At 69.1% G+C, this 16,414-nt stretch carries 16 protein-coding genes; 13 read left to right on the top strand and 3 right to left on the bottom strand.

Features of this window, described 5'->3' with window-relative positions; translation table 11 throughout:
• Nucleotides 1-133: 133 nt before the first annotated feature.
• Genes ABID41_RS01390 through murD form a run of 8 tightly spaced genes read left to right on the top strand, consistent with a single transcriptional unit; the run spans nucleotide 134 to nucleotide 8,974 of the window.
• Nucleotides 134-601, top strand: coding sequence for a division/cell wall cluster transcriptional repressor MraZ (locus ABID41_RS01390; RefSeq protein WP_331927956.1), 468 nt, complete (start codon nucleotides 134-136; stop codon nucleotides 599-601).
• Complete coding sequence (gene rsmH / locus ABID41_RS01385) at nucleotides 598-1,527, top strand: 16S rRNA (cytosine(1402)-N(4))-methyltransferase RsmH (protein WP_331927954.1); 930 nt, start codon at nucleotides 598-600, stop codon at nucleotides 1,525-1,527. Before ABID41_RS01390 ends, rsmH begins: the two co-directional genes overlap by 4 nt.
• The gene (gene ftsL / locus ABID41_RS01380) at nucleotides 1,524-1,847 is read left to right on the top strand and encodes a cell division protein FtsL (protein WP_331927952.1); all 324 of its coding nucleotides are present in this window, start codon (nucleotides 1,524-1,526) and stop codon (nucleotides 1,845-1,847) included. The genes rsmH and ftsL overlap by 4 nt, the downstream gene beginning before the upstream one ends.
• On the top strand, nucleotides 1,844-3,586 hold the full coding sequence (locus tag ABID41_RS01375) for a peptidoglycan D,D-transpeptidase FtsI family protein (protein ID WP_331927950.1): 1,743 nt from the start codon (nucleotides 1,844-1,846) through the stop codon (nucleotides 3,584-3,586). Before ftsL ends, ABID41_RS01375 begins: the two co-directional genes overlap by 4 nt.
• Nucleotides 3,586-5,040 carry a UDP-N-acetylmuramoyl-L-alanyl-D-glutamate--2,6-diaminopimelate ligase gene (locus tag ABID41_RS01370; protein WP_331927948.1) on the top strand — a complete coding sequence of 485 codons (1,455 nt, stop codon included), beginning with the start codon at nucleotides 3,586-3,588 and terminating at the stop codon, nucleotides 5,038-5,040. The genes ABID41_RS01375 and ABID41_RS01370 overlap by 1 nt, the downstream gene beginning before the upstream one ends.
• Nucleotides 5,033-6,430 (top strand): UDP-N-acetylmuramoyl-tripeptide--D-alanyl-D-alanine ligase, encoded by a 1,398-nt coding sequence (locus tag ABID41_RS01365; protein WP_331927947.1) that lies wholly within the window; start codon nucleotides 5,033-5,035, stop codon nucleotides 6,428-6,430. The genes ABID41_RS01370 and ABID41_RS01365 overlap by 8 nt, the downstream gene beginning before the upstream one ends.
• The gene (gene mraY / locus ABID41_RS01360; protein ID WP_331927946.1) at nucleotides 6,430-7,539 is read left to right on the top strand and encodes a phospho-N-acetylmuramoyl-pentapeptide-transferase; all 1,110 of its coding nucleotides are present in this window, start codon (nucleotides 6,430-6,432) and stop codon (nucleotides 7,537-7,539) included. Before ABID41_RS01365 ends, mraY begins: the two co-directional genes overlap by 1 nt.
• Before the next feature lie 19 nt (nucleotides 7,540-7,558).
• Nucleotides 7,559-8,974: a UDP-N-acetylmuramoyl-L-alanine--D-glutamate ligase gene (gene murD / locus ABID41_RS01355; RefSeq protein WP_331927945.1), complete on the top strand. Its 1,416-nt coding sequence runs from the start codon at nucleotides 7,559-7,561 to the stop codon at nucleotides 8,972-8,974.
• A 119-nt stretch (nucleotides 8,975-9,093) separates the two neighbouring features.
• Here the strand turns inward: murD and ABID41_RS01350 are convergent, their stop codons facing one another.
• A complete protein-coding gene (locus ABID41_RS01350) occupies nucleotides 9,094-9,519 on the bottom strand; it encodes a DUF2147 domain-containing protein (protein WP_331927943.1) in 426 nt (141 codons plus the stop codon).
• 144 nt (nucleotides 9,520-9,663) lie between these two features.
• Here ABID41_RS01350 and ftsW point away from each other — a divergent pair, with 144 nt between their 5' ends.
• The 5 genes from ftsW to ABID41_RS01325 are packed head-to-tail and all read left to right on the top strand — an operon-like array spanning nucleotide 9,664 to nucleotide 14,808.
• Nucleotides 9,664-10,848 carry a putative lipid II flippase FtsW gene (ftsW, locus tag ABID41_RS01345; protein ID WP_331927941.1) on the top strand — a complete coding sequence of 395 codons (1,185 nt, stop codon included), beginning with the start codon at nucleotides 9,664-9,666 and terminating at the stop codon, nucleotides 10,846-10,848.
• A 9-nt stretch (nucleotides 10,849-10,857) separates the two neighbouring features.
• Nucleotides 10,858-11,955, top strand: coding sequence for an undecaprenyldiphospho-muramoylpentapeptide beta-N-acetylglucosaminyltransferase (murG, locus tag ABID41_RS01340; protein ID WP_331927939.1), 1,098 nt, complete (start codon nucleotides 10,858-10,860; stop codon nucleotides 11,953-11,955).
• Complete coding sequence (murC, locus tag ABID41_RS01335; protein ID WP_331927937.1) at nucleotides 11,952-13,364, top strand: UDP-N-acetylmuramate--L-alanine ligase; 1,413 nt, start codon at nucleotides 11,952-11,954, stop codon at nucleotides 13,362-13,364. Before murG ends, murC begins: the two co-directional genes overlap by 4 nt.
• Complete coding sequence (gene murB / locus ABID41_RS01330; protein WP_331927935.1) at nucleotides 13,361-14,272, top strand: UDP-N-acetylmuramate dehydrogenase; 912 nt, start codon at nucleotides 13,361-13,363, stop codon at nucleotides 14,270-14,272. Before murC ends, murB begins: the two co-directional genes overlap by 4 nt.
• Nucleotides 14,233-14,808: a histidine phosphatase family protein gene (locus tag ABID41_RS01325; RefSeq protein ID WP_331927933.1), complete on the top strand. Its 576-nt coding sequence runs from the start codon at nucleotides 14,233-14,235 to the stop codon at nucleotides 14,806-14,808. Before murB ends, ABID41_RS01325 begins: the two co-directional genes overlap by 40 nt.
• Nucleotides 14,809-14,862: 54 nt before the next feature.
• On the opposite strand, the gene ABID41_RS01320 is transcribed toward ABID41_RS01325, so the two are convergent.
• Both ABID41_RS01320 and ABID41_RS01315 read right to left on the bottom strand, forming a co-directional pair.
• Entirely contained in the window at nucleotides 14,863-15,729 is an 867-nt protein-coding gene (locus ABID41_RS01320) for a THxN family PEP-CTERM protein (protein WP_331927931.1), read from the bottom strand.
• 171 nt (nucleotides 15,730-15,900) lie between these two features.
• A complete protein-coding gene (locus tag ABID41_RS01315) occupies nucleotides 15,901-16,347 on the bottom strand; it encodes a PaaI family thioesterase (protein ID WP_331927929.1) in 447 nt (148 codons plus the stop codon).
• Between the last annotated feature and the right edge of the window lie 67 nt (nucleotides 16,348-16,414).

The raw sequence follows: 16,414 nt of genomic DNA, 5'->3' as shown, positions 1-16,414 counted from the left end.
GTTTCCCAATTGATCCCATGTTAACCCAATCAGCGTCCGTTAGGCCGTAGCGGAGCGCCTATCCCGGCGCGTCGCGGGGCTGAAATCGGATGGAGCGGCGGCTCGCTTGGGGCCGCGTACTGGGGCCGGCGGGATGTTTCTCTCGACCTTCGAGAAACAGGTGGACGCCAAGCGGCGTATCGTCGTGCCGCTGGAATTCCGCGCGCTCCTGTCCGGGCCATTCGACGGCATCGTCTGTTTCCCCTCCATCGAGGCCGACTGCATCGAAGGCGGCGGCAAAGCCCTGTTCGACCGCTACATGGCGCTGATCGAGGAGCTGCCGTTCGGCGATCCCGTGCGCTCGGCCATCGAGCTGTCGGTGCTGGGCGGCCAGGCGAAGATGAGCTTCGACACCGCCGGCCGGATCACCCTGCCTGAGCAGCTCTGCGACCAGTTCGGCCTCTCCGACTGGGTGGTGCTGGTCGGCCTGGGCGATCGTTTCCAGATCTGGGAGCGCGAAGCGTTCCAGGCCCATCGCGCCGCGCAGCGCGAACTGGCGCGCGCGGGGCTGGCCGAGCTTCGCGCCCAGCAGCGCGCGGCCAAGCTGGGAGTCGGGCAGTGAGTGCGCCGCACACCTCGGTCCTGCTGGACGAAGTCCTGGCGGCGCTGGAGCCGGCGCCTGGCAAGCTGATCGTGGATGGCACCTTCGGGGCCGGCGGCTATTCGCGCGCCTTCCTGGCGGCGGGCGCAAGCGTGGTCGCCTTCGATCGCGACCCCACCGCGCGCCGCTTCGCCGAAGGGCTCGGTGAGAACTTCCGGCTGGTCGAGGCCCGCTTCTCGGAAATGGCCGAGGAGCTGGGGGAGGGCGTGGCCGACGGCGTGGCGCTGGACCTCGGCGTTTCATCCATGCAGCTCGATCAGGCCGAGCGCGGCTTCTCCTTCATGCGCGACGGGCCGCTGGACATGCGGATGGGCGCGACGGGGGCGACCGCCGCCGACATCGTCAACACTGCCGAGCAGGCGGAACTGGCGCGCATCCTCTTCGTCTATGGCGAGGAGCGGCAATCGCGCCGCATCGCCTCGGCCATCGTGCGGCGCCGGGCTGAGCAGCCGTTCACCCGCACCCTGGACCTCGCCGAGCATATCGAGCGCGCCCTGGGCGGGCGGCGCGGGGCCAAGGTGCATCCGGCGACGCGGTCGTTCCAGGGCCTGCGCATCGCCGTCAACGAAGAGCTCTCCGAACTCGAGGCCGGCCTGGTGGCGGCCGAGCGGACGCTGAAGCCGGGCGGCCGGCTGGCGGTGGTGACCTTCCACTCGCTGGAGGACCGGATCGCCAAGGCGTTCTTCACCGAGCGCGCGGGCAAGACCCCGGGCGGGTCGCGTCACGCTCCGCCAGTGGAGGCCAAGGAGGAGCCCAGCTTCAAGCTGTTGTTCAGCGGAGCGCAGGCTCCGAGCGAGGCTGAAACCGCGACCAATCCGCGCGCGCGTTCGGCCAAGTTGCGGGTTGGGGTTCGCACCTCCGCGCCGGTGTGGAAGGAGGCCGCATGAGCCTCTTCGACCGGAAGATTCGCGGTTTCCGCCTGGTGGACGTCGTCGCCCTCGGCGTCCTCGTGGCGATGATCCTGGTCGTCTACCTGGCCAAGACAATGGCTGGCTCCGAGCGCGCCGAGATCGCCTCGATCGAGCGGCAGATCGAAGCCGAGAAGGTGCGCATCCGGCTCTTGCAGGCCGAGGTCGCCCACCTGGAGCAGCCCGCCCGGGTCGAGGCGCTGGCCACCGCTCATCTCGGCATGGCTCCGGTCGAAGCCAAGCGCGAAACCACCATCGATAAGCTGGGCGAAGTCGCCCTCGGGAAACCCAAGTCTTGAGCCTCGCGCACCCGACATTCGAAGCGCCCGCATGGCGCTGGCTGAAGGACAAGGTCTGGGGCCTGGAACACGCCTTCGAGCGCGCGCGCGCGTCGGGCCGGGCCGAGGACGACACCCGCATCCGCATCTTCTTCGTGCTGGCGGTGTTCGCGACCGCCTTCATGGTGCTGGCCATCGGCGCTACGCGGGCGGCGATCTTCTCCGACGCCGGACCCGGTAGCGGTTACGCCGCGCCGGTCGGCGCGGCCCGTGCGGATCTGGTCGACCGCAACGGCGCCATGCTGGCCGCCGACCTGCTGCACTACGGGCTCTATGTCGATCCGCGGGAGATCTGGGACGCCGAAGAGGTCCGCCGCAACCTGATCCGCACCTTCCCGGACATCAATCGCCAGCGGCTGAACAAGGTGCTGAAGAGCGATCGTCGTGGCTTCGTGGCCAGCGGCCTGACGCCCGAGCAGCGGAGCACCATCCACGCCCTTGGACTGCCGGGCGTGAGCTTCGAGCCGGAAGAGCGGCGGGTCTATCCGTTGGGCCACACGGCCGCGCACCTGATCGGCTTCGCCGACACCGGCGGCGTGGGCCTGGCCGGCGCCGAGCGGGCGCTGAACGACACCATCCGCGCGGGGGGCGGCGGCACGACGCCGGTCGCGCTCTCGATCGACCTGCGGGTGCAGGCGGCGCTGGAGGACGAGCTTTACAAGGCCGCGGCCGAGTTCGCCCCCAAGGGCGCGGTGGGGATCGTGACCAACGTCCACACCGGGGAAATCCTCGGCATGGCGAGCTATCCGACCTTCGACCCGAACCAGGCGGCCAAGGCCGGCGACGACGCGCGCCTGAACCGCGCGGCGGCCGCGATCTACGAGATGGGGTCGACCTTCAAGGCGTTCACCGTCGCCATCGGCCTGGACACCGGGGTCGCGACCCCATCCTCGACCTTCGATGCGCGCGAGCCCTTCAAGCTGGGCTACCGGACCATCCACGACTACCACGCGACGCGGAAGATCCTGACGCTGGTCGAGGTGTTCCAGAACTCCTCCAACATCGGCACCGCCAAGCTGGCCGAGAGCATCGGCGGCGAGCGGCTGAGCCGTTACTTCACCAACCTGGGCCTGACCCGTCCGGCGCAGGTGGAGCTGATGGAGTCGGCCCGTCCGCTGACCCCGCGCAAGTGGGACATGGACGCGGTGGCCTCGACCTCCTTCGGCCACGGGATGAACGTCAGCCCGCTGGCGGTGACCTCGGCCATGGGCGCATTGCTCAATGGCGGCTACCTGGTGCCGCTGACCATCAAGAAGCTCGATGCGGGCCAGCGCCCGAAGGGCCAACGGGTGGTGTCCGAGCAGACCTCGCTGCAGATGCTGCAGATCATGCGCGCCAACGTCATCGGCGGCAGCGGCAAGTCGGCCGACGCGCCGGGCCTGTCGGTGGGCGGCAAGACCGGCACCGGCGAGAAGTACGATCCGGCCATCCGGGGCTACTCCAACGACAAGCAGGTCTCCTCCTTCGCCGCGGTGTTCCCGACCGCCGGGACGGTGGAGCAGGACCGCTACTTCGTGCTGATCCTGATGGACGAGCCGCACGGCACGGCCAAGACCTACGGCTTTTCGACCGGTGGCTGGGTCGCGGCGCCGGCGGCCGGCCGGGTGATCGACCGGATCGCGCCGTTCCTGGGCGTCCAGCGCGAAGCCGAGCGGATCAAGATCATCGGCGACGACAAGCCCGTCGGGAACGGCCACTGATGTCCAGGCCGCTTTCAGCGCTGGTCCAGCGTTCCTTCGACCACGATGTGCAGATCGAAGGCGTCACGGCCGACAGCCGCAAGGTGCGGCCAGGATTCCTGTTCGCGGCCCTGCCGGGCTCCAAGGTCGACGGCAAGGACTTCGTCCCCAAGGCGGTCGCCGCCGGCGCCGCCGCGGTGATAGCCGATGCGGAGATCCCGGGGCTCGAGGTCCCGGTGATCGTCACGCCCGATCCGCGCCGGGTCTACGCCCTGGCCGCGCGCGCCTTCTGGGGCGCCCAGCCGCCGGTGGTGGTCGCGGTGACCGGCACCAACGGCAAGACGTCGGTCGCCACCTTCTGCCGTCAGATCTTCAACCGCCTCGGCCACAAGGCCGCCAGCATGGGCACGCTGGGCGTGCGCGCGACGGGACCTGGCCTCGACGAACAGGTCACCCCCTCCGGCCTGACGACTCCGGACGCCGCCGACGTGGCCGAGCTGATGTCGATCCTGGCGGCCAAGGGCGTGACCCACGTGGCCATGGAGGCCTCGTCCCACGGCGTCGACCAGCGGCGCCTGGACGGCGTGACCCTGCAGGCGGCAGGCTTCCTGAACCTGACCCAGGACCACCTGGACTACCACCAGACCATGGAAGCCTATCGGGACGCCAAGCTGCGGCTGTTCGAGGAACTGCTGCCGCGCGGCGGGACCGCCGTGCTGAATGCGGACTCCGACGCCTATGGCGCATTCGCCGCCTCGGCGGTCTGCTCCGGGCACTCGGTGCTGTCGGTGGGCGAGGCGGGGCAGGGGCTGCGTCTGGTCGAACGGTCGCCGACCCCGGACGGCCAGTCGCTGAAGATCGAGGCGCGCGCCAAGGTCTACAACATCCGTCTGCCGCTGGCCGGCGACTTCCAGGCCTCGAACGCCCTGGTGGCGGCGGGCCTCTGCATCGCCGTGGGCGAGCCCGTCGCCGAGGTGCTGGCCGCGCTGGAGACGCTGGAAGGCGCGCCCGGCCGGCTGCAACGGGTCGGGACTGGCCCCAAGGGCGGCGAGGCCTATGTCGACTACGCCCACACGCCCGACGGGCTGGAGACGGTGCTGAAGTCGCTGCGCCCGCACGTGGACGGCAAGCTGATCGTGGTGTTCGGCGCCGGCGGCGACCGCGACCGCACCAAGCGGCCGCTGATGGGGCTGGCGGCGGCGCAATACGCCGACATCGCCATCGTCACCGACGACAATCCGCGTACGGAAGACCCTGCGGCGATCCGCGCCGAGGTGCTGGCCGGCGCGCCGGGTTCGCGCGAGATCGGCGACCGCCGCGAGGCCATCCGCGCGGGCGTAGCCCTGCTGGGACCCGGCGACGTGCTGGTGGTCGCCGGCAAGGGGCACGAGCAGGGCATGACCATAGGTTCGACCGTTCATCCGTTCGACGACGTCGCCGAGGTGGCCGCTGCGCTGGGAGGCGCCAATGACTAAACCGCTCTGGACCTCGGACGAGATCGTCGCGGCCACGGGCGGAGAACTTTCGGGCTCGGCCTTCTCGGTGAACGGCGTCTCCATCGACACCCGCAGCATCGAGCAGAACGACCTGTTCGTCGCCCTGGCCGGCGTACGCGACGGGCATGAGTTCGTACCGCAGGCCCTGGCCGGCGGCGCGGCCGGGACACTGGCCTCCAAGCCGGTGGATGGCTCCAGCGTCCGCGTCGAAGATACGCTCAAGGCCTTGGAAAAGCTGGGAGAAGCCGCCCGCCTTCGTGCGCCCCAGGCCCGCCGCGGCGCGGTCACCGGATCGGTCGGCAAGACCAGCGTGACCCAGGCGGTGCGGGCGGGCCTGGCGCGCGCCGGCAAGGCCCACTCCTCGGTGAAGAGCTACAACAACCACATCGGCGTGCCGCTGACCCTGGCGCGGATGCCGCGCGACACAGAGCGGGCGGTCTTCGAGATCGGCATGAACCACGCCGACGAGATCACCCCGCTGTCGAAGATGGTGCGCCCGCATGCGGCGCTGATCACCACGGTCGGGCCGGTCCACGTCGAGGCCTTCCCGGACGGGGAGCAGGGCGTCGCCAGGGCCAAGGCCGAGATCTTCGCCGGCATCGAGCCGGGCGGCGTGGCGATCCTGAACGCCGACAACAAATGGTACGAGCTGCTGGCCGAGGAGGCGCACAAGGCCGGCGCCACCGTCCGCAGCTTCGGCTCCGGCCGGACGTGCGACGCCGAGCTGGTCGACTTCGCGCCCGAGGCCGGCCGCGCCTCCATCAAGGCGCGCCTGCACGGCAAGGCGCTGGACTTCTCCATCCTCCAGACCGGGTTCCACTGGGGCCCGAACGCCATGGCGGTGCTGCTGATGCTGGAGGCGCTGGACGTCAGCCTGGACGACAGCATCGCGGCCCTCGGCGCCTTCGAACCGCTGGCCGGGCGCGGGGCCGAGACGCAGGTGCGCCTCGCCGGCGGCGCCTTCACCCTGATCGACGAGAGCTACAACGCCAACCCGATCTCCATGGCCGCGGCGTTCAAGAGCCTGGGCGCGCGCCAGACGCGGGGCCGGCGGATCGTCGCCCTGACCGACATGCTGGAGCTGGGGCCTGACGCGCCTGCTTTCCACGCGGCCCTCGCCGCGCCGCTGGACGAGGCGGGAGCAGACCTCGTCTTCTGCGCCGGGCCGCTGATGAAATCCCTCTGGGACGCCCTTCCGCCGACTCGTCGGGGCGGCTACGCCGACACTGCGGCGGAACTTGCGCCGCTGATCAGCGCGGCCATGGAGCCGGGCGATCTCGTGATGGTGAAGGGGTCGAACGGCTCGAGAGCCGGCGCGGTCGCGGCTGCGCTGAAAGCCCTCGACGTGCGGTCGGTGGAGACGAGCTGATGCTCTATTGGCTGTATCAGCAGCTCGCAGCGGACGGCTATGTGCCGTTCCTGAACCTGTTGAAATACCAGACCTTCCGGACTGGTATGGCCATCTTCACGGCCCAGCTCGTCGTCGTGGCCATGGGTTCGCGCTTCATCCGCTGGATGCAGGCGAGGCAGGGCAAGGGCCAGCCGATCCGGACCGACGGCATCGAGCGCCACGTGGTCGAGAAGGCCGGCACGCCGACCATGGGCGGGGTGATGATCCTGGCCGGTCTGCTGGTCGGCACTCTGCTGTGGTCGGATCTCTCCAACGTCTATGTCTGGTCGGTGCTGCTGGTCACCGCCGGCTACGGCGTCCTCGGCTTCACCGACGACTACGCCAAGGTGACCAAGCAATCGACGGCCGGGGTGTCGGGCAAGGTCCGGCTGGCGCTCGAGGCGCTGATCGCGATCGGCGCCGTCGCCCTGATGATCGTCTACGGGACGAGCCCGCCGGAAACGCCGAACCTTTCGACCTCCGTCACCTTCCCGATCTTCAAGCAGGCGATCCTGCCGCTGGGCTGGCTCTATCTGGCCTTCGGGGCCTTTATCATCGTGGGCGCGGCCAACGCGGTGAACTTCACCGACGGCCTGGACGGCCTGGCGACTGTGCCGGTGATGATCGCCGCCGCGGCCTTCGGTCTCATCGCCTATCTGGTTGGCAACTACGTCTTCGCGCAGTACTTGCAACTTCATTTCGTTCCCGGCGTTGGCGAAGTCGCCATCTATTGCGGGGCGATGATCGGTGCTGGACTGGGCTTCCTTTGGTACAACGCGCCACCAGCGAAGATTTTCATGGGCGACACCGGCTCGCTGGCCCTGGGCGGCGGCATCGGCGCGGTGGCCGTGGCCACCAAGCACGAGATCGTGCTGGGGGTGATCGGCGGGCTGTTCGTCATGGAAACGCTGTCGGTCATGATCCAGGTCGCGTCCTTCAAGCTGACCGGCAAGCGGGTGTTCCGCATGGCGCCCATCCATCACCATTTCGAAAAGCTCGGCTGGTCGGAAAGCACCGTCGTGATCCGCTTCTGGATCATCGCCGTCATGCTGGCCCTGGTGGGGCTGGCGACCCTGAAGCTGCGATAGGGGAGGGCAGGCGCGCGTCATGATCCCGGTCCGCGGCTTCGAAGGCAGGAAGGTCGCCGTGTTTGGCCTGGCCCGCACGGGGCTGACGGCTGCGCGCGCGCTGATCCTGGGCGGGGCCGAGGTCGCGCTATGGGACGAACGCCCCGAGAGCCGCGCCGCCGCGCAGGCCGAAGGCTTGCCGCTGGTGGATCTCTCCACCGCCGACTGGTCGCAGTTCGCGGCGCTGATGCTGTCGCCGGGCGTGCCGCTGACCCATCCCAAGCCGCACTGGACGGTGGAGAAGGCCAAGGCCGCAGGCGTCGAGATCCTCGGCGACATCGAGCTCTTCGCGCGCACCGTGAACGCCGCCCCCGAGCACAAGCGGCCGAAGATCGTCGCCATCACCGGGACCAACGGCAAGTCCACCACCACCGCCCTGATCGGCCACATCTGCGCCGCCGCCGGGCGCGCGACGCGGGTGGGCGGCAATATCGGCCAGGGCGTGCTGGGCCTCGACGACATGCACGGCGGCGCGGTCTACGTGCTGGAGCTCTCGTCCTACCAGCTCGACCTGACCTCGAGCCTGAAGCCCGACGTCTCGGTCCTGCTCAACGTCACGCCCGACCATCTCGACCGCCACGGCGGGATGGAGGGCTATGTCACCGCCAAGCGGCGGGTGCTGCTGAACCAGGGCAAGGGCGACACCGCGGTCATCGGGGTGGACGATCCCTGGGGCCAGCGGATCTGCACCGAGATCACCGCAGCCAACCGCCGGACCATCGTGCCGATCTCGGCTTCCAAGGCCATGGGCCGCGGGGTCTATGTGCTGCAGGGGGTGCTCTATGACGCCACCGGCGAGCGGGCGGTGGAGGTGGCGGACCTGCTGCGCGCGCGCTCCCTGCCTGGGCGGCACAACTGGCAGAACGCGGCCGCGGCCTATTCGGCGGTGAAGGGGCTCGGCCTGACCGCCCAGGAGGCGGTCGATGGCCTGATGAGCTTCCCGGGCCTGGCGCACCGCATGGAGCAGGTGGGCCAGATCGGCAAGGTGCGGTTCATCAACGACAGCAAGGCCACCAACGCCGACGCCGCGCGCCAGGCCATGTCGAGCTATCCGAAGTTCTACTGGATCGCCGGCGGGCAGCCGAAGGCTGGCGGGATCGAGAGCCTGACCGACCTCTTCCCGCGGATCGAGAAGGCCTATCTGGTCGGCGAGGCGCAGAAGGAATTCGCCGCGACGCTGAAGGGCAGGGCCAAGGTCGCCGAGTGCGGAACGCTTCGGGCGGCGACGGCCGAAGCCTATGCGGACGCGATCGCCAGCGGCCAGGACGCCGTGGTCCTTCTGTCGCCGGCCTGCGCTTCCTTCGACCAGTTCCCCGACTTCGAAGCTCGCGGCGATGCGTTCCGGCGGGCGGTGAACGAGCTGGCCCAGCCGGCGGCCAAGGGCGTGCGGGCCTGAGCATAAGATCAGATCCCCCCACTGAGGGGGCCTCCCCGCAGGGGAGGACTGCGCCGGATGGGTGGGACCGCAGACTGCTTCGCATCGATCCACCTCCCCCGGCGGGGGAGGGGGTCTTCTTACGCCGCGACCCGGGTCCAGACCTGGGACTTGCAGAGGATGCCCGGCAGCAGGCAGCCGCGAGCCACCAGGCTGGAGGCGTTGATCGGCTTGGCTGTGCCCGAGAGGGTCATGTTGCGGTTGGGCACGAACACCTTGCCCTTCCAGCCGCCTTTGCTGTCGGGCGCGAATTCGCGCAGCAACTGCGAGCCGATCAGGTTGGGCGTGCCGCCTTCGCGCGCGTCGGCCTGGGCCTTGGCGTTGGCCCACACCACGTAGCCGCAGACGCGGGCGCCGCACGGCTTGATCTCCACGTGCACCGTGTTCTTCGGATTACGCCAGACGCCATAGACGTCGCCGTAGGTCGTGGCGGTCGCCTGGATCGGGGCCACCAGCAGCGTCGCTGCCGCCAGCAGCAGGAACAGTCTCGAAATAGCCGTCTTCATCGGTGGGTTTGTATCTGGGACTTTCGGGGGATCAAGCGCCACGTCACATGGCTATTGATCCTCCTATCCGCCACTCTGTTAAGGAAAATTAAGCACGCGGGGCGCATGTGACTCATGCGCGCCCCTACGCCCGCGGAGATGCCGATGAGCCACGTCCACCGTCACCAGCAGGCGCATGCTTTCGCCCGCAGCGACCGTTCGCCGGTCGGGATCTGGTGGTGGACGACCGATCGCTGGATGCTGGGCGCCGTGGCCGCGCTGATCGCCGTCGGGGTCATGATGTCCTTCGCCGCCAGCCCAGCCGCGGCGGCGCGGATGAACGTCGGCGACCCCTTCCACTTCGCGGTCCGTCAGTGCGTCTTCGCCGGGGTGGGCGCGGCGATCCTGATCGCCGTCTCGATGCTGGACGTGCGGGGCGTAAGGCGCGCGGCGTTCTTCATCTATCTGGCGGCCATCGCCGTGATGATCGCCCTGCCGTTCATGGGCCACACGGCCAAGGGCGCCACCCGCTGGCTGCAGCTTGGCGGCTTCACCTTGCAGCCTTCGGAATTCATGAAGCCGGCGCTGATCGTGCTGGTCTCCTGGATGTTCGCAGAAGGCCAGAAGGGGCAGGGCGTGCCGGGCGTCTCGATCGCCTTCGGGCTCTATTTCCTGTCCGTCGCCCTGCTGCTGGTGCAGCCGGACGTCGGCCAGACGGTGCTGATCACCGTCGCCTTCGGGGCCGCGTTCTGGATGGCGGGGGTGCCGCTGTCCTGGGTGATGCTGCTGGGCGGGGCGGCCGTGGTGGGCCTCTCCTCGACCTATTTCCTGTTCCCGCACGTGGCCAGCCGGGTCGACCGGTTCCTGAGTCCCGACAAGGCCGACACCCACCAGGTGGACCGCGCGGCCGAGGCCATCGCCGCCGGTGGCCTCTTCGGCCGCGGCCCGGGGGAGGGCGTCATGAAGCGGCACGTGCCCGACCTGCACACCGACTTCATCTATTCGGTGGGCGCCGAGGAGTACGGCCTGATCTTCTCGCTGCTGCTGATCGCGCTTTTCGGCTTCATCGTCGTGCGCGGCCTCTATCGCGCCATGCGACTCACCGATCCCTTCGAGCAGGTGGCTGCGGCCGGACTGTTCGTCCTCGTCGGCCAGCAGGCCTTCATCAACGTGGCGGTGAACCTGAATATGATCCCGACCAAGGGCATGACCCTGCCGTTCATTTCCTATGGCGGCTCCTCGATGCTGGCGATCTGTCTGACCGTGGGGATGGCGCTTGCGCTGACCCGCCGCAGGCCGGGCGCCTATTCGCAGGGCGAGGGCCTCGCCAAGGCCGGCGCGTTCGCCTAAAGGCTCGCAATGCGCAAGATCGCTGTCGTCGCCGCCGGGGGCACCGGGGGCCATTTGTTTCCGGCGCAGGCCCTGGCCGAGGCCTTGATCGCTCGCGGCTGGAAGATCGTCCTGGCCTCCGACGAGCGCGCGGCCGCCTTCGCCGAGAACTTTCCCGCCGAGGAGCGCATCGGCCTTTCGGCCCGCACCTTCCGCCGCGGCGATCCGATCAGCATGGCCCAGGCGGGGATCGCCATCGTCCGCGGGGTGCTGCAGGCCAGGGACGCCTTCAACCGGATCGACCCGGCCGTGGTGGTCGGGTTCGGCGGATACCCGTCGGTCCCGGGCCTGCTGGCCGGGATCACCCAGGGGCGGCCGACCCTGCTGCACGAACAGAACGCGGTGATGGGCCGGGCCAACCGGCGCCTGGCCAGCCACGTGCGCGCCGTCGCCTGCGCCTTTCCGGTGCTGCAGAAGGCGCCGGGCCGCGTGGCCGAGCACGCGATCGTGGTCGGCAATCCGGTGCGGCCGGAGATCCGCGCGCTGGCCGATCTGCCCTATACGCCGCCGACGCCGGACGGCCCGATCCGGCTGCTGATCACCGGCGGCAGCCAGGGCGCGCGCCTGCTCTCCGAACTGATGCCCGTGGCGATCCGCAAGCTGCCAGAGGGCCTGCGCCAACGCCTGAAGGTGCAGCAGCAGACCCGCAAGGAGTCCATGGACAACGCCCGGCGGATCTATGCCGACGCCATGGTCGAGGCCGAGATCGCGCCCTTCTTCCGCGACATGGCCAGCCGGCTGCGCGACGCGCACCTGGTGATCGGCCGCTCGGGCGCCGGCTCGGTCTGCGAGTTCGCCGTGGCGGGCAAGCCGGCCATCCTGATCCCCCTGGCCATCGCGCTCGACGATGACCAGGGCCAGAACGCCCGCGTCCTGGCCGAGGCCGGCGGAGCGGAGGTGGCGCGCGAGAGCCAGCTCACCGTCGAAGCCATGGCCGGAGCGCTGGAAAAGCTGCTGAGCAACCCCGACCGGCTGGCGCGCATGGCTGCCGGCTCGCGCTCGATCGCCAAGCCGGACGCGGCCGAGCGCCTGGCCGACCTCGTTGAAAGAACCGCCGCCCAAAGATGAACAAGCGACCCGTCCCCTTCGATCTCGGCCCCGTGCACTTCGTGGGCATCGGCGGCATCGGCATGAGCGGCATCGCCGAGATCATGCTGCGCATCGGCTATACGGTGCAGGGCTCCGACGCCAAGGCCAGCGCCAACACCGAACGGCTGGAGAAGCTGGGCGCCAAGGTGTTCATCGGCCAGGACGCGGCCAATATCGAGGGCGCCTCGGCCATCGTCTATTCGACGGCGATCCGGCACGATAACCCCGAGATGCTGGCCGCGCGAGAGAAGCGCCTGCCGCTGGTCCATCGCGGCGAGATGCTGGCCGAGCTGACCCGCCTGCACTTTTCGGTGGCGATCGGCGGCACCCACGGCAAGACCACCACCACCTCGATGGTCGCGGCGCTGCTGGACGCCGGCGGCAAGGATCCGACGGTCATCAACGGCGGGATCATCAACGCCTACGGCACCAACGCCAAGGTGGGCGAGGGCGAGTGGATGGTGGTGGAGGCCGACGAGAGCGACGGCACCTTCCTTAAGCTCAAGTCCACCTGCGCCGTCGTCACCAATATCGACCCCGAGCACCTGGACCACTACGGCCACTTCGACGCTGTGAAGAAGGCGTTCCAGGACTTCGTGGAGAACGTGCCGTTCTACGGGTTCGCGGCGGTCTGCACCGACCATCCCGAGGTCCAGGCCATGGCCGCGCGGGTGCAGAACCGCAGGGTCATTCCCTACGGCAGCAACCCCCAGGCCGAGGTTCGCGCCGAAAACATCAGCATGGGCCCGGACGGCTCGCGTTTCGACGTGGTGTTCGCGCCCAAGGAAGGCCCCGTCTCCCGGCTGAAGGACCTGCACCTGCCCATGGCCGGGCAGCACAACGTGCTCAACGCCACCGCCGCCGTCGCCGTGGCGCGGGAGCTGGGGGTTTCCGACGAGGACATCCGCAAGGGCCTGGCGGGCTTTGGCGGGGTGAAGCGTCGCTTCACCACCACCGGCGTGGCGAACGGCGTGCGGGTGATCGACGACTACGGCCACCATCCGGTCGAGATCGCCTCGGTGCTGAGCGCGGCCCGCCGCGTTACCAACGGCCGGGTGATCGCCGTCGTCCAGCCGCACCGCTTCACGCGCCTGAACGACCTGTTCGACGAGTTCTGCGGCTGCTTCAACGACGCCGACACGGTGATCGTCGCCGACGTCTATACGGCCGGCGAGAGCCCGATCGCGGGCGCCACCAAGGAAGGCCTGGTCGAAGGCCTGCGCCGGTTCGGCCACCGCCACGCCCTGGTGCTGGAGAGCCCGACGGCCCTGGCGCCGCTGATCGCCCAGGAGGCGAAGGCGGGAGATCTCGTGGTCTGCCTGGGCGCGGGCGACATCACCGCCTGGGCGCACGCCCTGCCTGCCCAACTCGAGGCGCTTTCCCAGTGAGTTGGCGGGACAACCTGCCGGCGGTTCGCGGGCGTATCTTGAAGGACGAGGCCCTGGCCCCGTTCACCTGGTTCCGGGTGGGCGGTCCGGCCGACGTGCTGTTCCTGCCGGAGGACGAGGACGACCTCGTCACGTTCCTGAAGGGATTGGACGAAAACGTGCCGATCCTGCCTCTTGGCGTGGGGTCGAACACCCTCGTCCGTGACGGTGGCGTCGAAGGCGTGGTGATCCGCCTGGGCAAGGCCTTCGGCAAGGTCGAGCCTCGCGGCGAAAGCCGCATCTATGCCGGAGCGGCCACGCTCGATGCGGTCCTGGCGCGGGAGGCGGCCAAGGCAGGCATAGCGGGCCTGGAGTTCTACCGCGGCGTGCCCGGCTCGATCGGTGGGGCAAGCGTGATGAACGCCGGCTGCTATGGCTCGGAAACCAAGGACGTCCTGATCGAGGCCTATGCTGTGACCCGCGCAGGCGAGCGCGTGACCTTCAGCAATGCGCAGATGGGGTTCACCTATCGCAAGTCGGCCAGGGCGGCCGAAGGCGGGCTGATCTTCACCGGCGCCCTGTTCCAGGGCCGGCCCGACGACCCTGCCGCCATCCAGGCGCGGATGGAGGAGATCACAGCCCGGCGCGAGACCACCCAGCCAATCCGCGAGAAGACCGGCGGCTCGACGTTCAAGAACCCGCCGGGTCATTCGTCATGGAAGCTGGTCGACGCGGCCGGCTGGCGCGGCAAGCTCTTTGGCGGGGCCATGTTCTCGCCCCTGCACGCCAACTTCCTGATCAATACCGGGGAGGCGAGCGCCGCCGACCTCGAAGGCCTGGGCGAGGCGGTTCGCGCCGACGTGAAGGCCAAGCTGGGGGTGGATCTCGAATGGGAGATCAAGCGCGTGGGCAGGCCCAAGGCCGGCTGATCCTGGTCAAGCACGGGCGCCCGCAGATCGCGCCCGACCAGCCGCGCTCGCACTGGGCGCTTTCCCCGGAGGGACGTATCGACGCCAGGAGCCTGGCCCGCAAGCTGGGGCCGCTCGCGCCCGACCGCCTGGCCTGCAGCCCCGAACCGAAGGCGCGCGACACCGCCCTGGCCATGGGCCTCGAGCTAGGGCTGACGCCGATAGAGGACGCCGGCTTTCGCGAGCAGGAGGCCGACCACAATCCCTTCGTCGCCCAGGAAGTGTTCGAGGCCCAGGTGGCGCGGATGTTCGCCCGGCCCGGCGAGCTGGTGATGGGCGAGGAAACCGGCGATGCGGCTCAGGCCCGCTTCGGCGCGGCCCTCGGCAGGCTGGAGGCCGCGACGACGCCGATCATCGTGGCCCACGGCCGGGTGATCACCCTTTGGCTTTCCCGGCGGCTCGGCTTCGAGCCGATGCCGTTCTGGAAGCGGCTGGGGCTGGGGACCGCCGCGGTGATCGACATTGCCGGCGGCGAGGTCGACTTCGTCGATCCATGAAAAACGCCGCCGGCCCGGGGGCCGACGGCGCGACTGGAGAGGTTTGCGAGCTCGTCAGGCCGCGAAGGTCGCCCGGCGGCGCGAGCTGCGGACCATGGTCCCGACGGCGCCGAAGCCGACGATCATCATCGCCCAGGTGGCCGGTTCGGGCACCGCCGAGCTGACCATGCTGACGGTCGCCATGATGTCGGCCTTGTTGTCGAAGGCATGGGTCACGTCGCAGTACTTCCACTTGCCTTTCTTGTCCTTGCCGCACTTCTCGCTGACCACCGCGCTTTCCTTGGTGATGAACGAGCTGGCCAGATTGCCGCCGACCAGGAAACCCGCGATGTCGAGGGTGTAGGTGTCTTTCCCGAACACGAAGCTGTTGTTGTAGGAGATGGTGTTGACCAGCACCTTGTCCGAGCAGCCGTACTTGTTGTTCGAGTCGCCGGAAGTTCCGCCGAACTGGCAGGCGCCGAACCAGCCGGAACCCTCGTTCGGTGTCTCGACATGGGTGAAGCCGTAGACGAAGTCCTGTAGGCCGATGTCGACCCCGTCGATCGTCACGAGGGCGCTGACGGTCAGTTTCACGTTCTGCAGTGTGGTTCCGGTGACCGGCCAGTTGTTGTGCTGGAACGTGCCCAGCTTGAACGGACCGCCTTCGTCGCCGTCGCCAAGATCGGCCGAAAAGGGCGAGCCGGCGGCGGTGAAGCTGTAGCTGCTCTTCCTGTAGCCGCCGTCTTCCACGCCGTGGCCCCAACTGACGGTCGAGGTCGGGGAGCCGTTGTTGATGGACCCCGTGGGGCTGGCGACGCTCCACACGCCCTGGATGTTGCTGATGGTGACGACGCCGGCGTTGGCCGGGGCGCCGATGGCGGTCGCCGCAAGGCCGACGCCCGCGGCCAGCGCGGCCGCGCGCATCTTCATTCTGAAGTTCATTTCTGGCCCTCCTCGCGCCCCGAGCGAGCGCGAAACTTGGGCGACGCGTAACGCTGTAATGTGAATCTCGCAACCAGAAATGTTATTCGATCGAAAAATTCACCTGGTAATAGTTGCGCGACGTCCTTTGGCGTTCGAAGTATTCCCGCGACACGCGAAGTCCAGGCAGGACTAAGCCGCGTTCTGACCGGGCTCTATCTTCAGCGCCTTGCCGCTGGGGACCAGGCGGACGCTTGCGGAGCCCTTCGCCAACCAGGTCCCGTCCTTGTCCAACAGGCGAGCGTCCACGAAGCCGACGCTCTTGCCCAGTTGCACCACCTGGGCCTCGCCGATGATCGGGCCCGGCCGCGCCGGGGTGAGGTAGTGGACGTTCATGTCGATGGTGGCGGTGTAGAGCGCGCCTTCGGTGTGGGCGAAGACGGCCGGCCCCATGGTGTCGTCGAGCATGGCGGCCAGGAAGCCGCCCTGGATGAAGCCAGCGGGATTGCAGAACTCTGGCCGGCCTTCGAAGCCGATGCGGATCCAGCCGTCCGCGGGGCGGGCGTCGAGCACGCGCCAGCCCAGAAGCTGGGCGCAGGGCGGGGCGGGGAGATCGTCGAGAGCGGTCGCGACAGGCATGGCGTCCTCCGGTCGAGGCGCAGCATGCGGGCCTGCTGCCGCCAGCGTGGTGTCAGCATCAGCGGGC

This window comes from Phenylobacterium koreense, assembly GCF_040545335.1.
Classification (GTDB): Bacteria; Pseudomonadota; Alphaproteobacteria; order Caulobacterales; family Caulobacteraceae; genus Phenylobacterium; species Phenylobacterium koreense.
The sequence above is the reverse complement of the archived record's forward strand: the minus strand, read 5'-3'. Positions and strand labels throughout refer to the sequence as shown.

Coding starts and splice junctions, on each gene's coding strand:
- ABID41_RS01315 (WP_331927929.1), bottom strand. CDS start 16,347: ATGCCTGTCGCGACCGCTCTCGACGATCTCCCCGCCCCGCCCTGCGCC.
- murG (WP_331927939.1), top strand. CDS start 10,858: ATGCGCAAGATCGCTGTCGTCGCCGCCGGGGGCACCGGGGGCCATTTG.
- ABID41_RS01365 (WP_331927947.1), top strand. CDS start 5,033: ATGACTAAACCGCTCTGGACCTCGGACGAGATCGTCGCGGCCACGGGC.
- ftsW (WP_331927941.1), top strand. CDS start 9,664: ATGAGCCACGTCCACCGTCACCAGCAGGCGCATGCTTTCGCCCGCAGC.
- murC (WP_331927937.1), top strand. CDS start 11,952: ATGAACAAGCGACCCGTCCCCTTCGATCTCGGCCCCGTGCACTTCGTG.
- ABID41_RS01370 (WP_331927948.1), top strand. CDS start 3,586: ATGTCCAGGCCGCTTTCAGCGCTGGTCCAGCGTTCCTTCGACCACGAT.
- ftsL (WP_331927952.1), top strand. CDS start 1,524: ATGAGCCTCTTCGACCGGAAGATTCGCGGTTTCCGCCTGGTGGACGTC.
- ABID41_RS01390 (WP_331927956.1), top strand. CDS start 134: ATGTTTCTCTCGACCTTCGAGAAACAGGTGGACGCCAAGCGGCGTATC.
- ABID41_RS01325 (WP_331927933.1), top strand. CDS start 14,233: ATGGGAGATCAAGCGCGTGGGCAGGCCCAAGGCCGGCTGATCCTGGTC.
- ABID41_RS01350 (WP_331927943.1), bottom strand. CDS start 9,519: ATGAAGACGGCTATTTCGAGACTGTTCCTGCTGCTGGCGGCAGCGACG.
- ABID41_RS01320 (WP_331927931.1), bottom strand. CDS start 15,729: ATGAACTTCAGAATGAAGATGCGCGCGGCCGCGCTGGCCGCGGGCGTC.
- mraY (WP_331927946.1), top strand. CDS start 6,430: ATGCTCTATTGGCTGTATCAGCAGCTCGCAGCGGACGGCTATGTGCCG.
- murD (WP_331927945.1), top strand. CDS start 7,559: ATGATCCCGGTCCGCGGCTTCGAAGGCAGGAAGGTCGCCGTGTTTGGC.